Source organism: Sphingobacterium allocomposti, assembly GCF_008124885.1.
GTDB lineage: Bacteria > Bacteroidota > Bacteroidia > Sphingobacteriales > Sphingobacteriaceae > Sphingobacterium > Sphingobacterium allocomposti.
In genome coordinates, this window is record NZ_VNHX01000021.1 from 57364 (window position 1) to 74264 (window position 16901).

Below are 16901 nucleotides of genomic sequence, written 5' to 3' on the forward strand. Positions count from 1 at the left end.
TCACAGTTCATAGCCATCTGCTATCTGCCGTAAGCTATCTGCCCTTATTAACTTCACGCCTTTACAAATCAACGACTTCACAGTTCATAGCCATCTGCTATCTGCCATAAGCTATCTGCCTTATTAACTTCCCTTCACACGGCTACCCCTTCTTGGCTTTTCGTTTTAAAGTAAGCCAGACCGCAACCACCAGACCTCCGATTAGTACGATAGAAGCAATCAACGAAACGATATTGCTGATACGAACCGAGGACGGAGCAAATATAAACTCTATGGTGTGGTTGCCCCCCGGAATCTGAAGCGCCCTAAGCAGATAGTCCGCGCGGATAATCGGCACTTCCTGACCATCAATGTACGCTTTCCACCCCTTGTCATAATATACTTCCGAAAAAACCGCAAAAGCATCGTTTGGCGACGTCGACTCATATCTTAATGTGTCGGGATGATAAGAAGTTAGCTTAATTTCCGCATTTGCTGGGGCTCCGAGTCGGGAGGCGTTCAACTGGTTTTTAAATTCTTCGTGCACAAAGGCCTCCTTACGCGGATCGAAGCTACTGATCGCCTGCATTTCCTGGGCGTTATCCTTCACAAAAGTCACCTTATTTACGAACCACGCATTGCCGGCAGCCGTGCTCCTACGTTGGATTTGTTCTGCACCATTCTGCGGATTACGCGTAATTAAGTACCTAACATTCAACATATCCAGCACATCTTCGTTTATCGCTCCGTTAAACTGGTGTTCCAGCACCTCTTGGAAGCGCATTAATTTGGCCGCATGATAACCGCCTATACTTTTGTGAAAATACGATGCCCGTGCGTCGGAGAAAGGATTGGTTGTCAGGTCCATGACCCGATAGCTTGGATCCTTATCGAGACGTATCAACTGGTCGACCTCACGCTCAACGACATGCGTCTTGGCGCGCTCTTCCACAAACGAGTCATTGTTTAGATAGCGTTTGTCTACTGCCCAAAGATCTGCAAGGGTGACAATGCCCAATATAGCGACAAACACCGGTACACTTAGTTTGTTCTTCAGATAGAACCAAACAAGGAGAAATGTGATTGCCACGATGAAGAACGAACGATACGCATCGCCTGTTGCAATCGATGTCCTATCTTTAATTAGCGCTTTGGCAAATTCGTTGCCCGCACCTTGATCGCCGAGCTGCTGACTGATCGACGCGATATAGTCCTGATGTCCGGAATTTTTGAAATCTAAAAACAAGCTTGGCATTAACGCAACCAGCAAACAGAATCCGCCGACGCCCGCAAAGGTATATAGCACAGTCTTGTGGATGTTCGGAATCTCTTTTCCCCGTAAAAACAGCTCGTTGACCGCCAGTACCGCGAGGAGCGGCATCAGCAGAGCCGGAATGACCAAAATAGATTCCACCGCTCTGAACTTGTTATACATCGGAAAATAGTCGAAAAACAGGTCAGATACCAATGGGAAGTGGCGTCCGAAAGCTAAGAAGATACAGAGCGTCGTGGCGCCTACGATCCACCACTTGATACGCCCCTTAACAATGATCAGCCCCAGAACGAACAGGAAACATACGCCGGCTCCGAAGTACCACGGTCCCGACGTAAACATCTTTTCACCCCAATACGTCGGAATTTGTTGCGCAATCTGCTTCGCCTGTCCCTCTGGAAGACCCATTTTTTTAAAAAACTTGGCAACCTCCGAGTCTTCTCCCAATACGCCCCCAGATCGTCCACCATAGGCATTAGGGATTAAGAAAGTGATATTCTCGCCGACTCCCTGGCTCCACTCATATGCGTATTGCCTATCCAACCCGCTGGAGCTGCCTCCGCCTTCCTCTACCTTCTGGATATTAGCCTTTCCCCGCGTTGTCAGTTTGCTGTATTCGTAGGTCGGAAACAGCACGGATGCATTCACAAGAACGGCTATAATTACTGCACCAAGCTGAAGAGCCGCCGCCTTTGCAAAATTGCCTAGTTCCTTATTGCGGATAGCATGATAAAGTTCGATAAATACGTATACCAAGATAGCTATAAACAGGTAGTATGTAATCTGCACGTGGTTCGTGCGGATTTCCATCGCGAGGAAAAAAGCAAGCAGTGCCGGTCCCCACAAACGGCTGCCCCGGAAACACAGCAACATTGCCCCGATGATAGGAGCCATATAGGCGATAGCATAGGCTTTGTTCACGTGCCCCGCTTCGATATAAATAAAGTTATACGATGTAAAGGCTAAGGCTACCGCTCCAACCGCAGCAAGCCAAGGCCTAACCCGCAATACAGAAAGCAGAAAGTAGCCTCCCAGCAGGTACAGCAATACGATATCCGTCGGCACCGGAAAGATCGCCCGTATCCCACGGTTTATATAACTGGTGACGTTGCTTGCGTGTTCATACCATATCTGATAGGTGGGCATCCCGCCAAACATCGAGTTTGTCCACAGTGGAGCATGTCCATCTTTCGCCCGGTAGTCGAAGAGTTCCTTTTGACTTCCTTCCGCCTGAATGACGTCGGACTGAACAAGCGTCTTACCTCCGAAGATCGGCGAAAAATAAAAAAACACCAACACAATAAAGATGGCGATAACTATTAAATGCGTCGAGTTTTCCTTAAACCACTGTTTCATATGTAAATCAATTGTTTATTCTTTAGTATCTATTTCAATATATTCTATCGCGCTTTTTCTCAATGGCATTCATGAGCTCGTTTCATGCTGCTTTGGACGGTTTTAATGGCCATATGGAGTGTCCAAATTAATTTGTCCGTAACTTGTTTGCTTCTTCTGGCGCTCATGCGACTTCTTGGTCGTTTGTGTATATTGACTTTGTCTATTTTCAGTTGCTTCAATGAGCTCACCCCGTTAGGTCTGGCAATCATCGACCTTTCATATCTGTTGTTAACTTAAATATCTGCCTATATATGTTAGCCTCCTTATGCGGCTCCGTTATAGAGAATACAAACACGCTGTAAGCTGTAAAATCAAGCAACGATTAGTTATATTAAGTGCCAAAAATATAGAAATGATTTGAGATTATCAGCAAAAATGTGTTAATGTAGAGGGGAATAGGTTGCCGTTAGCGCCGGTAGCCGGCGGGCAATGACACAGCTCCTGTCCGATGCAAGGCTTGCCGTTCTACGGAGCCTCGTAACTCTCCAGCACGCCTTTCAGGAGTTCACTCCGAAATGGCACGGAGCGCGTCTTTTTAATTAGCTTTCTGAATAAGCTTTTTGATATCTCCCAATTCGCCGAACACGACCAGCAGGTCGTCTGCCTGTAACAGCGTATCAGAGCTGGCAATTCCCGACGCCTCCTTATGTAGCACGGTTTTTCCGTTTACGTTTCTTTCCGTAGACTTAACAGTGGTCAATATGATCACCCTGTATCTATTGGTTAAATTTGCCTCTTTCAACGACATACCGACATATTTAGCTGGCACGCGCGTTTCCACTATACTATAACGGTCAGATACCTTAAATGAGTCGATGATGTCGATATTGTCCAGACGCATCGCCAAGCGCTCTGCCGCTTCCTCCTCGGGCATGATGTACTCGTCAATCTGCATAGCCTGTAGCACGGTCTTCTGCAGGTCAGAGACAACGCGGCCAATGATACGTTTCACCTGCAACTGTTTAAGCAGCGCTGTGGTCAGCAGCGATGCGCCTTCATCTTCTCCGATGGCGACGATCACCGCATCACTGTCCTTCAACGGAAGCGACATCATAGCCTCGCGGTCGGTGGTATCCATACACACCGTATGCGTGATGCGATCTTTTAGCTGTTCTACGATATTGAGGTCTTTGTCGGCCGCGATCACCTCATGCCCCAGCTCAGTCAGGTGGACAGCAAGTGATTTTCCAAAATGCCCGAGTCCCAAAACGATATACTTCATCTTTAAAACAAAATCTTCTCTGTGGGATAAATATAGCTTTTATTCCTCGTGTTCTTAATAAAAGCAACAAGTAAAGTCAATGTTCCTACCCGACCGACAAACATCGTACAGGCGATGATCATCTTTCCGGTAGAAGACAGCGAGGGCGTCACGCCGAGGCTCAGGCCGCAGGTGGTATACGCCGAGACCGTCTCAAACAGGAGATCTTTCATCTGTTTGTCGGGGTCTGCAAAGTTCAGCAATACAAAGCTGAATGTTATGGTAATCACCGACAACAAAATAATGGCAAACGCCTTGTTGACCGATTCGGCGGCGATACGTCTTCGAAAAATCTCTATAGACTCCTTTCCGCGGGCCAGCGCGAAAATATTCAGTATCGCGAGCGCCACGGTAGTCACTTTTACCCCTCCGCCCGTTGAGCCCGGCGACGCACCAATCCACATCAGCGTGACGACCATAATTAAAGTAGGGCTCGCCAAAAACCCCATGTCGACACTATTGAAGCCTGCTGAACGGGATGAGTTCGCCATAAAAAAGGATGTCACCCATTCGCCAAAGATCGACGAATCTTTAGTCAATGTGTGCCGCTGTTCCAGCAAAAAATACGATCCCGTAGCCAGTATAATGACTACCGCATTACATAATAATATAAAACGGGTATTAAAGGTAAACGATCGCGGATGATGAACATATCTTCGACGGAGGATAAACTCGTACACGATCCATTTCGCCTTCTGTTTCAGAAAAGTATAGAAATTATATACCGTACCGAAGCCTAGTCCCCCTAAAACGAAGATTCCTGCTACACACAGCTGAAAGGCGTAGTTAAAGCGATACGCTTCATGCTGTATTCCATCCTGCAGGATAGAAAAACCAGAATTACAGAACGACGATATCGCGTGAAAAGCCGCGAAGAAAGCCCTGTCGGCAACGGAGTCGAAATGGGCAGCTTCTAACGAAAGGAAAATAAAAACGCCGCCGATCATTTCAAAAAACAGCGTGATAAAAATGACCGTGAGCAAGGTGGAAATTACTGAGTTAAGCTTGTTCTCGCCTAAAATTTCGCCGAACATCAACTGGTTTTTGTAGGAAAACCCGCCTGAAAAAAAATAGCCAAAAAAACCGGTAAATGTCATGATCCCGAGCCCTCCCAGCTGTACGAGAATCATGATGACAGCCTGCCCAAAAACAGAAAAGTTCGTCGATATATCCGTAACGGTCAATCCGGTGATGCATACCGCGCTCGTCGCCATAAACAGAGCATCCACAAAGCTCAGAGGAGCTACCAAGGTCGTGCGCGGCAACATCAGTAAAAGCGTCCCCAATAAAATCAGTGCGATAAAACTGATGACGAACAGGATCGTCGGATTGAAATAAAAATTATCAAAGAATAGACTGTTTCTGGAAAGTTCCGAGAAGAACACAATAGCTATCCCCAGATAAATCCATTCCGCTTTCGAAAAGTAAGCATCCGCACTTAAACGCGACAAGCCGATGACGACAAAATATCCTATAAGCACCAAGCCCGAAATATGGGCCACGTTGACTTTCCGTTGAGTAAGGATGCCAGCAACCGTCCGGAGCCCTTCTATCACGAAGAGCAGATAAAACGCCCCGATAACAATCCGTTCCGAAATCTCTGCTACTTCTTTATCCGTAATATAACCGATATGCACGACTACCGCCAATGCGCAGATCATGCTCAGATAGAACATGATCTGGTCTACCAACTTCGTTCTATACTTAAATAAAATTCTAAAAAAACTGATAACCGCTTCCATGCTCTACAAACTTAAGGATAATTTTAGAAGCGGTCCGTAATACAGCGTTTATCATCACTTTTCTACGCCACTCTCCTCCTCATCCTTCTTAAAGAGCTTTTTAATGAAGCTTTTTGTCTTTTTAACGGTGTTCTCCGTTTCTTCCAGGGTATTCTTGGCCTTCGCTGCAGTCCCCATCAGTTGTGCTTCCCTTTCCTTACTGATGCCGGCAGTCTGCTTGATTCCGTCCAGCAGGCTTTCCCATAGGTTTTTAAAAAACGTATGTTCCGGTACACGTCGGTGATTAACTTTACCAACATGATACTTCTCGTTCGCATCGGGATTGCTGTCATTAATAATTAGCTGGTTAACCAAAAAGGACAACGCACGCTTAGATTTCTTCTGCCCCTGATCGTCAAGCAAGTCTATCTTGAGGTTATTGTAGTCGAAACGGAAATCGCCCCAGCTTCGGTGATCCGTACCCTCAATATGAAAACGGACACCGCGGATGTTGCCAGAAGCCACCTGCACATTTAAAAGCGGGTATAAGACCTTGTTAAAGGCAGGAGCCCCCATAGGCCCTACGCTGCCACTATACGAGTGCGCACCGTTTTTACTCAGCATGTCGAAAGCAAATTTCGCGTGCAGATTGCCACGATTCATTATCTTTGCCCGAAGATCGGCCCGAAGATACTTGTCGGTTTTTAGGGCGGACGAATCGTTCGTCACGTTGGTCAGGCGTCCTGACGCTTGGTCGAAAGTGATCGTGCCCTCCCGGTGGAATTTACCGCTCATTTCCCCATAAACAACATCTATATTTTCGACTATCACCGTGTCTAAACGCACCAGACTTTTAACACGCATAAGCTTCTGGTGCGGCGCTTGGCCAATCTGATTAACGGGAGTCTTGGGAAAACGCTTATCTCCGAACAGATGGACAGAACCATCTTTTATCTGCACCTTCTCGGCAATCACCTGCTGGTTTTCGACAAGCTTCTGAAAATCCAGCTTTTCCGCACGTAATGTATCGAAGTGCAGCGTGGTCATCGTCACATTTTTACCTCTCTTCTTAAAATATGCTGTTCGGTCCATGACCGGCTTGTAGTGTACGTTAGTCAAAAGGATATTCTGATCGCGCGTGTTAATCTTTAATTCGTCGAATTTCGCCATGTAGAAACCGTCGGAAAACTCGTATGTAAAGCCAGGGACGGCCACCTCAACCAGCTTTGTATAATAAAAACGTGTGGTATCGGCCAACGACGTCTCATCGATCAGCACGTCGTGCACCCGGATCTGGATATTTTTCAGGGACACATCCGACGACTTCCCTTGGTCGATTTTGGTATATTTAAAGGAAACGTCATCCACTTGTATATCTTGGACGTTCACGGAAGTGAGCACATCCTTGAAACTTTCGTACAACGTCTTTCGAGGGGGCCGCGCCAGCGTATCATTGTAACTATGGTATTTATGTATAACGTGGATATCGGGAGAGTCGAAGCTAATAGATCTTATATTGAGCTTTCTACTTCTCAATACGTCTAATATACCGAATCGTTTGATCTTTAGCGATTTCAGGCGTATGTCATACCGATTATCGGGAGCCTTTTGGGCTGTCTCCATCTGCTGGTAGATCACGGAATCGGGGACAAGCTTAACATTTGTCAGCGTGACATTGCCCAACGCCAGATTCAAATCCATGTCATCATAAGTTAGCCGGTACAGGCTATCAGAGGAGTTCTTCACGACCGCTGCTAACTTATCTTCTACAAGCGGTCTCCAGTTCCGGGAAAAATACCATAAAATACCCCCAAGGGCAACGACGATCGATAGAAAAATACCGATGACCCATTTCCAAATTGGCTTCATATATTGGCTGTCTATGTGGCGCGATTAGCTTACTAACTCCTTAACTATAAATATGCTTGTCCGTCAACTACAGATGATCCACCCCCACTCCCCCGGTGGCCCAAGCGGATATCCATTGCATGAAAGATAAACGTTAAAATAAACACTTTCTGAAAAAAGAGAACCGGACACTCCCGTCCGCCCGTTCCTTTTCTCTAAACAAACATCGAGCGATTCTGTTTTTTGGTGTTAAAGAGTTTAGCTTCGGGTATCCTGATTGTGATAGATGCTCAGGTAGCTTTCATAACGCGACGCCTCGATCTCGCCGTCTTCAACAGCCTGGATAATTACGCAGCCCGGCTCATTGATGTGGCGGCAATTGTGAAACCGGCATTGGTTCATCCGTAGACGCATCTCCGGAAAAAAATGAGACAGCTCGCCTTTCTCAATATCAACGACACCTAACTCCCGAATTCCGGGTGTATCGATTAGCTTCCCGCCAAACGAGAGGTTGATCATCTCAGCGAACGTGGTCGTATGCTTGCCCTTATCAGACCAATCGGATATTTCTCCCGTCTTTAAAGCTGCCGAGGGCTCTAACATATTGATCAAGGTAGACTTCCCTACTCCGGAGTGCCCGGAAACAAGAGTCGTTTTGCCCTGGAGAAGGTCTTTTACCAGATCGACATTCGTGCCCTGTTGCGCCGACACAGCATAACAAGGGTATCCGATCTTCTCGTACAATTGGGTGTATTCCGCCAGGATATCCAGTCCTTCCTCGGAAAAGAGATCCAGTTTGTTAAATACTAAAATTGCCGGAATGTCGTATGCCTCCGCCGTCACCAGAAACCTATCGATAAATCCCAACGATGTAGGCGGAGAAGCCAACGTGACCACAAGTATTGCCTGATCGAGGTTTGCGCCGATGATCTGTGTCTGTTTGGATAAGTTAACCGATTTTCGAATGATGTAGTTCCTTCTGGGTTCCAGCGCCGTAATAATACCGCTCGTCTGATCGGGCTCTAACTCAAACACGACCCAGTCGCCGACAGCTACAGGATTCGTGGTCTTTATACCTTTGGTCCGGAACTTTCCTTTAATACGGCATTCTACACGCTTGCCGTCCTCTCCTTCTACAAGGTACCAGCTTCCAGTGGATTTAGTTACAAGCCCGCGCATATCAAAATCGATGGTTTTCCAGAAATATCGAACATCTCATTCCACAAAAATCGCAAATTAAATCAGATATTATCAATAATAAGCGCTTTTTTTGGAGGCGGCGGGCTCCGTCGAAGGATACGCGATCAAACAATTCCGGCTAATGGACAGCGCCAGCCTGACAGGGGCGTATTGCATGTTAGCCGTCGGTCTCCGCGGCCAACAATTTCGACATTTGGCCCTCCTGCGTACATCTTTTGCTTCTTATTTTGCCTACCTTTGTAGAGAACGATTAAACATGACATCGGTGAAAAAATTATTTCTTCTAGACGGTATGGCACTGATTTACAGAGCCTACTTCGCCCTCAGTAAAGTGCCTCGTTTAACCTCCTATGGCCTCAATACAGGTGCCATCATGGGGTTTACCAACACCTTGTTGGAAATCTTGAAAAATCAGCAGCCCACACATATCGCCGTCGTATTTGACACGGATGCTCCAACGAACCGTCATATCGAATTCGAAGCCTATAAAGCACATCGCGAAAAGATGCCTGAAGATCTGGCGAAGTCGATACCATTCATCCACCGGTTAATAGAAGGCTTTAATATTCCGATCATAACCAAAGATGGATACGAAGCTGACGACATTATCGGTACGCTCGCAAAAAGAGCCGAACAACAAGGTTTCACGGTCTATTGTATGACTCCCGATAAAGATTTCGGACAACTGGTCTCCGAGCGCATCTTTATTTATAAGCCCGCCCGTATGGGGAACGGCGCAGAAACGCTTGGCGTGTCCGAAATTTTAGAAAAGTGGGAAATCACAGATGTGTCACAGGTTATCGATATTCTCGGCCTCTGGGGGGATGCTGTCGACAATATTCCGGGTATCCCCGGAATTGGCGAAAAAACGGCGAAAAAACTTATACAGGAATTTGGTTCTGTAGAGGGAATCATCGAAAACAGCTACCAACTGAAAGGAAAGCTAAGGGAAAACGTGGAGAACTATGCTGCGCAGGGCCTTATCTCGAAGAAGTTAGCTACCATTCAATTGGATGTACCTATTGATCTGAATGAAAAGGCCCTTGAAGTGGAAGAACCGAACCGCGAATTACTGGAACCCCTTTTTGCCGAGCTCGAATTTAGGACACTTGGAAGACGGGTGTTTGGCGACGATTTTAACACGGTAGAGGTAGCCAGTAGAGGTGGGGGCGGACAGATGGACCTATTCGCGGCTAATATGGTGGAAAATACAGCGCCGGCGGTAGAAAAAGAAGAGCCCGTGGTGCCCAGCCGGAATATACATAATACGCCACACACGTACCACTTGGTAGACACACCCGACGCCCAGCAGGAGCTGGCCGCCAGATTAGGCAAATTAACAAGTTTCTGCTTCGACACCGAAACGACATCTTTGGACGCGCTGTCGGCGGAGCTTGTCGGAATATCTTTTGCATACGAAAAAGGGGTGGCGTACTACATCCCTGCTCCCGCTGATGCTATGGAAGCACAGGCTATTGTCAACATTTTTAAGCCCGTGTTCGAAAACCCGAACATCGAAAAGGTCGGCCAGAACCTGAAATACGATATTCTTTTGCTTTCAAAATATGGCACCCGTGTACAGGGCCCGCTGTTTGATACCATGATTGCCCATTACCTGATTGATCCGGACACGAGGCATAACATGGATATTTTAGCTGAGAACTACCTCGGATATACGCCTGTATCGATCACGGAACTGATCGGTCCCAAAGGTAAAAACCAATCCAATATGCGTGATGTTGCGGTCGAACTTGTCAAAGAATATGCCGCCGAAGACGCAGATATTACCTGGCAGCTACACGAAATTTTTAAGCCGCTGCTAATAGATACACACACCCTCGAACTCGCTCAGCAAGTTGAATTTCCGTTGATTTACGTCTTGGCGGAAATCGAGAAAAACGGCGTCAAAATAGATGTCGACACATTAAAAGCATTTTCCCTGTCGCTGGAAGAAGATATAAAAAGGCTCGAAGCTACAATTTACGAAAAAGCGGGCGTGCAGTTTAACATTGCCTCGCCGAAGCAGCTGGGAGAAGTGCTTTTCGACAAACTGCAACTGGATCCAAAAGCAAAAAAAACGAAGACCGGACAGTATAAGACCGGAGAAGACGTGCTTCTCGCTTTAGCCAACAAGTCGGATATTGTACAGGATATCCTTGACTTTAGGCAGCTGCAGAAGCTCAAGTCGACGTATGTCGACGCGCTTCCGGGACTGATCAGCAACACAACCGGATTGATCCACACCTCATATAACCAAGCCGTGGCGGCCACGGGCCGGCTGAGTTCGACAAATCCCAACTTGCAAAACATTCCGATCCGCACGGAAAAAGGGCGTGAAGTCCGGAAGGCTTTTATTCCACGGAATCCCGACCATGTCCTTTTATCGGCAGACTATTCCCAGATCGAACTGCGTTTAATTGCAGAGCTGAGCGAGGACAAGAATATGCTGGAGGCTTTTCAGGCCGGACACGATATCCACCGCGCAACGGCGGCACGCGTCTATGGTGTCACGCTGGAAGAGGTCAGTGCCGACCAGCGCCGCAATGCAAAGGCCGTCAACTTCGGCATAATCTATGGGCAGTCGGCCTTCGGGCTGTCCCAAAGCTTAGGCATTCCCCGTAAAGAAGCCGCCACGATCATTGAGCAATATTTTGCTCAGTACACCGGCATACGGCAATATATGACTAAAGCTGTCGAATTTGCCAAAGAACATGGCTATGTCGAAACGATCCTTAAACGTCGGCGTTATCTAAGAGATATTAATTCCGCAAACATGACAGTCCGTGGATTTGCGGAGCGGAACGCCATCAATGCTCCGATTCAGGGCTCAGCGGCCGACCTGATCAAAATAGCAATGATCAATATCCAAAAGGATATTGAAGTGAACAACTTGAAAGGAAAGATGATAATGCAGGTGCATGACGAGCTTGTCTTTGACGTGCCCAGACAGGAAGTCGAGGTGTTTTCAAAGATCATCATGGAGCGCATGAAAAACGCTATTGAACTGCGTGTTCCGATTGAGGTAGAGGTAGGTGAAGGTAAAAACTGGCTAGAAGCACACTAGGCATGAAAAAAACAGGGATACTTTTATTGAGTTTATTCATTAGCATATTCGCTGCTGCACAGGTGGATAGCCCGACGAGAGACACACTCTTCGAACAGGCTCCGCAAGGATTGGTACGTTTCTATTTTGACGACCACTACTTTCTCGTTGATAAAGATTGTGCGTTTAAATCGATCGAACGCGTATCACAGTTTGTAGTAGCCAAGAACGTGTTCCACGGCGAGTTCCGCGATTTTGACCGAAACGGAAAGGTGATCTTAACCGGAAGCTACAATCAAGGGGTAAAAGAAGGCCAGTTTAAAGCGTACCACCCCAACGGTACTTTAAAATGGGAGGCAGACTTCTCCAATAACACCCCGAGGGGGGAATGGAAATATTATTATCCCGATGGTAAGCCTATGCTGATTGTGACGTATGATACCACCGGGGGGAGGATCAGCTCATTTTGGGATCGGATCGGACGTCAGCGGGTAACCGACGGCGAAGGTAACTATATGTTTAAAATGCCATTTGAGTTCTACAATGAATACGGATATCCTTTTTTTGAACGTAAAGGTAAAATCAGAAATGGTGTTCCCGTAGGTTACTGGACCACGCATCTGGTTGACCAAAGGAACAAGAAGGTCCTTTTCACAGAAGAAGTGTACGATAAAAACGGGATGTTAACGGAGGGATACAATCTGTTTCTCGATGCCGGCTACAAGGTCCCGCTAACGATAATACCCTCCCAGGCATTTTTTACGGCGGAACGGCTAATGTCCAAGCCCTGTAGCTTCGATGATTACAGCGGATTCAACAGCTACCTGTCGGACAAACTGAATAGTGCGTTCGCTGCTAGTCCCTCCCACAAAAACATCGCCGACGAGTTTGCCTATAAGGTAGCCCTAGACAGTGAAGGCGTTCCGGAAATTATTACGCTTAGCAAAAGGTTACAGACGGAAGACATCAACAAATATCTGGAAATGGTTATAAAGGACATACCTTTTTACTTCCCCTCCCTCGACGAACAGGGACAACCTATTCCCGACACGCTGACCGTCTCCGGAAAGCTGAGCACCAACGAAGTGGGCGCGTTCACCTTTCACAGCATCCAGATCGAAAGAGAAAAACAGCGGTAGCAGGAAGTGACTTCATATAGGAGCCGTCTGACGGACCGGAGCCGGCAGAAGGAGCCGCCGGGCCAGGGGAGGCGGCCGGCGGTTGGCAACCAGCGATTATTAATTGTCTATAAAAGCAAATTTATCTAAGTTTGCAAAAGATTAAGTCGTGAAACATGCATGTTCGCCGCGTCGAGCCCGCAGATCATTTTAGTCCGATGAACACAATACAAGCTAAGTAATACACGTACATATGAAATTCCATAAAGAAGGATACACCAGTTTAGCCATCGTTATCCTATTCGTTTTCATCATCAACGCTTTGGCAGACTACTACGATGCTCCGGCCTCATTGAAGTGGTTTCTGTATATACTATCTGCCTTACTGGTCGTTACTATTCTCCAATTCTTCCGCAGTCCGATTAAACGGATCGTTCCCGACGAGGGCACCGTCCTTTGTCCGGCGGATGGCAAAATTGTCGTCATTGAAGAGACAGAAGAGACCGAATACTTTAAGGATAAGCGCCTGCAGATATCCATCTTTATGTCTCCGATCAATGTGCATGTCAACAGGAACCCTATAAGTGGCGTGGTTTCCTATTTCAAGTACCACCCCGGGAAGTTTTTGGTTGCGTGGCACCCGAAGTCGTCCACAGACAATGAACGCACGACCGTGGTGGTTAAAAATTCGGCAGGGACAGAGGTGCTTTTCAGACAGATAGCAGGGGCAATGGCTCGCCGTATAGTGTGGTATCTTAAGGAAAAAGATCAGGTAAAACAGGGCGAGGAATTTGGCTTCATAAAATTTGGATCCCGCGTCGACGTTTTCCTTCCCGTGGGAACCCAGGTACATGTCAATATCGGCGACAAAGTGGTAGGAGGAAAAACGGTAATCGCAAGTTTTTAATATGTTAACACGAAACCCGTACCTTAGATGCGCTGGTTTCGGAATAAGAGGGAAACGACACTCTTATCGGACAGGAGAAGCTCCGCGATGCACTTCAAAGCGAACGCACCCCCTGAAAGGGACGCCGGCGTGCCGTTGAAATAAAAAGCGGGCCATAAGACCTTACAACAACGAATTAAACAGATATGAACTTCCGAGTTTTTATTCTCCTCATTGCCGCGGCGACCGGTTTTTCCATCGCTTTAACCGACTATCTCCACCGCGGGAGCCTCGGCGTTGCCCTATTGATATTTGTCGCCACGGGCATCCTAAGTTTCGTCGTTTTACTAAACCTGTTTGAACGGTATATTTACAAAAGAATCCGAAATGTTTATAAATTGATCCACAATCTGAAGCTGGGAAAGGATCTAAAAGATGCCCTCGGCGAGCATATCGCCGACGATCCGGTGGCTGATGCGGAGCGGGAGGTACGCGACTGGGCAAAACAGAAGGCCTCAGAAATCAACACACTCAAGGAACAGGCGCAGTTCCGCAAAGAGTTTCTGTCCAATATCTCCCATGAGTTCAAAACGCCCTTATTCGCGACCCAAGGATATATCGAGACATTGCAGGACGGACTTATCGACGACGATCCGGAGATTGCAAAGAGCTTTCTGGAAAAAGCCTCGCGAAACCTCGACCGCCTCAGCTATCTGATTCAGGATCTGGACGAAATCTCTAAATTGGAAACAGGGATCATATCGCTGTCTATCGAAAAGTTTGACATCGTCGCCCTTATTAAGGAGTGTATAGAAGACCTCGAATCAAAAGCAGCTACCAACAACATCAAGCTAAGGTATAAAGGTAAGTCCCAGCATGCTGTTTTCGTTAAGGGCGATAGAAAACGTATCCAACAAGTACTGATCAACCTCATAGACAATTCCATAAAATACGGAAAAAAAGGTGGACTGACAACCATCTCCATCTTCCCGCTCTTCGACCAGATATTAGTAGAAGTAACGGACGACGGGCTGGGCATTGAGGAAAAAAATCTTCCCCGCGTGTTTGAACGGTTTTACCGGGCGGATAAAAGCAGATCCCGCGAGATCGGCGGGTCCGGCCTTGGCCTGGCTATCGTTAAGCACATTATCGAAGCGCATGAACAGAACGTTAACGTACGTAGTACGGAAGGCATCGGAACAACCTTTGGATTCACGCTCGAGCAAGCAAAGGGTCATTAAAATGAGATTCACGTTACATCACTACCGATAAACTTAACATTAACTTAACATTTCATTCATAATTTTGCACAAATTCAATCACTATGTCTTTAAATAGCATTTTTCAGTATTTCGTTCCGAAGGACAAGAAGTTCTTTCCTTTGTTTGAACAGGCAGGCGCTAACCTTATCGAGATGGCTAAGCTGCTACAGGAAACAGTTTATTCCACCGATTTAACGAAACGCGCAGAGCTGAACAAAAAACTAGAAGATCTGGAGCATAAAGGAGACAACATAACCCACCAAATCCATTTAGAGCTTGGAAAAAACTTTATCACCCCATTCGACAGGGAAGATATCCACGCGTTAGCAAGCTCCTTAGACGACGTTGCCGACTTCATTCATGGCGCATCTAACCGTATGGAACTGTACAAGGTACATACGCCAAGCCAGCCCATGAAAGAAATTACCGACCTAATTGTCGAGGCAACGGAACATGTGGCAAAAGCAATCAACGAACTGAAAGATCTCAAAAATATACGCAACATCACCGATTCCTGTGTGCGCATAAACAGCGTGGAAAACAAAGCCGACTACATCTTTGACAAAGCCGTCGCAGAACTCTTCGAATACGAAAAAGATGCCATCACATTAATCAAAAATAAAGAAGTGCTTTCGGCCATGGAAGACGCTACCGATAAATGTGAAGACGTGGCTAACGTATTAGAAAGTATTTTAGTAAAGAATGCTTAAAGATAATAGCATTAAGAAAGCATAACATTATGATGATTTCCACGTTACTCATTGTCGTTATCGTTCTTGCGATTGCTTTTGACTACATCAATGGTTTCCATGATGCGGCCAATTCGATTGCAACGATCGTTTCAACGAAAGTCTTAACCCCCTTTATGGCTGTAGTCTGGGCTGCGCTGTTTAACTTCGCCGCCTATTTTTATTTTACGGACCATAAAGTGGCCAATACCATCGCCAAGACGGTATTGGAAGAATATATTACATTAGAGGTTATTTTTGCAGGATTAGTTGCTGCAATATCCTGGAACTTATTTACCTGGTATTACGGTATCCCTTCCAGCTCTTCCCACACCCTGATCGGCGGGTTCGCAGGTTCAGGAATGGCCTTTGCCTGGATAAGTGGTGTCAATCCGTTCTTAGCGGTAAACCAGAGCGCTATTTTAAAGACCGTTTCTTTCATCGTGTTGGCTCCCATCCTGGGAATGCTTATATCGGTGATCATCACTCTAATTATTATGAACCTCGCAAAGCGGTCCCGTCCTGCGGTAGCTGAAAAATGGTTCAAGATATGTCAGCTGATATCGTCGGCCGCACTAAGCTTCGCACACGGAGGAAACGACGCACAGAAGGTGATGGGTATTATTGCCACAGCGCTGATCGCTGAGCAGGTGATCCCCAACTTTGAAGCGATGCCAGCCTGGGTACCGCTGTCCTGTTATATTGCTATCGCCGCCGGTACCATGAGTGGTGGATGGAAAATTGTCAAAACTATGGGAACGAAGATTACGAAGGTTACTCCCCTTGAGGGCGTTGCGGCCGAAACTGCCGGAGCGGTTACATTGGGTGTGACGGAACATTTCGGAATTCCCGCCTCGACAACGCATACCATTACGGGATCTATTATCGGAGTCGGCGTCGTGAAACGCGTGTCGGCCGTACGTTGGGGGGTAACCATCAGCCTGCTTTGGGCATGGATTCTGACCATCCCCGTCAGCGCCGTATTAGGAGGCATCACCCTAGCGATAATCCATTTTATTCTATAATGTAGTATTTAAACTACATCCATCTGATTTTTATCGAATTTCGACCAAAAAAAATCAAAAAATTTGGCGTTTCTAAATAATATATATACTTTTACGCGACCATTTTTGTTGGCATACAGCAAAAATGGTCGTTAATAAAGCTTTTTCAAGAACCTGTTA

General features: G+C 46.6%; 11 protein-coding genes. 6 read left to right on the top strand and 5 right to left on the bottom strand.

Annotation, left to right across the window (positions count from 1 at the left end):
* Positions 1–142: 142 nt before the first annotated feature.
* The 5 genes from BC792_RS14320 to rsgA all read right to left on the bottom strand — a co-directional run bounded on the left by BC792_RS14320 (position 143) and on the right by rsgA (position 8659).
* A complete protein-coding gene (locus BC792_RS14320; RefSeq protein ID WP_148909696.1) occupies positions 143–2608 on the bottom strand; it encodes a YfhO family protein in 2466 nt (821 codons plus the stop codon).
* A 577-nt stretch (positions 2609–3185) separates the two neighbouring features.
* On the bottom strand, positions 3186–3872 hold the full coding sequence (locus BC792_RS14325; protein WP_148909697.1) for a potassium channel family protein: 687 nt from the start codon (positions 3870–3872) through the stop codon (positions 3186–3188).
* A gap of 2 nt (positions 3873–3874) precedes the next feature.
* Positions 3875–5653 carry a TrkH family potassium uptake protein gene (locus tag BC792_RS14330; RefSeq protein ID WP_148909698.1) on the bottom strand — a complete coding sequence of 593 codons (1779 nt, stop codon included), beginning with the start codon at positions 5651–5653 and terminating at the stop codon, positions 3875–3877.
* Between the two features lie 54 nt (positions 5654–5707).
* Positions 5708–7501: an AsmA family protein gene (locus BC792_RS14335; protein ID WP_148909699.1), complete on the bottom strand. Its 1794-nt coding sequence runs from the start codon at positions 7499–7501 to the stop codon at positions 5708–5710.
* A gap of 237 nt (positions 7502–7738) precedes the next feature.
* Positions 7739–8659 carry a ribosome small subunit-dependent GTPase A gene (gene rsgA / locus BC792_RS14340; protein ID WP_148909700.1) on the bottom strand — a complete coding sequence of 307 codons (921 nt, stop codon included), beginning with the start codon at positions 8657–8659 and terminating at the stop codon, positions 7739–7741.
* 286 nt (positions 8660–8945) lie between these two features.
* Between rsgA and polA the strand changes: the two genes are divergently transcribed.
* The 6 genes from polA (at position 8946) to BC792_RS14370 (ending at position 16742) form a co-directional block, all read left to right on the top strand.
* Positions 8946–11744: a DNA polymerase I gene (gene polA / locus BC792_RS14345; RefSeq protein WP_148909701.1), complete on the top strand. Its 2799-nt coding sequence runs from the start codon at positions 8946–8948 to the stop codon at positions 11742–11744.
* 2 nt (positions 11745–11746) lie between these two features.
* The gene (locus tag BC792_RS14350; protein WP_148909702.1) at positions 11747–12862 is read left to right on the top strand and encodes a toxin-antitoxin system YwqK family antitoxin; all 1116 of its coding nucleotides are present in this window, start codon (positions 11747–11749) and stop codon (positions 12860–12862) included.
* Between the two features lie 232 nt (positions 12863–13094).
* Positions 13095–13748, top strand: a complete 654-nt coding sequence (locus tag BC792_RS14355; RefSeq protein ID WP_148909703.1) for a phosphatidylserine decarboxylase family protein — start codon at positions 13095–13097, stop codon at positions 13746–13748.
* Between the two features lie 185 nt (positions 13749–13933).
* Complete coding sequence (locus tag BC792_RS14360; RefSeq protein WP_148909704.1) at positions 13934–14968, top strand: sensor histidine kinase; 1035 nt, start codon at positions 13934–13936, stop codon at positions 14966–14968.
* An 83-nt stretch (positions 14969–15051) separates the two neighbouring features.
* Positions 15052–15699 carry a DUF47 domain-containing protein gene (locus BC792_RS14365; RefSeq protein ID WP_148909705.1) on the top strand — a complete coding sequence of 216 codons (648 nt, stop codon included), beginning with the start codon at positions 15052–15054 and terminating at the stop codon, positions 15697–15699.
* 32 nt (positions 15700–15731) lie between these two features.
* Positions 15732–16742 (top strand): inorganic phosphate transporter, encoded by a 1011-nt coding sequence (locus tag BC792_RS14370; RefSeq protein ID WP_148909723.1) that lies wholly within the window; start codon positions 15732–15734, stop codon positions 16740–16742.
* Positions 16743–16901 lie beyond the last annotated feature (159 nt).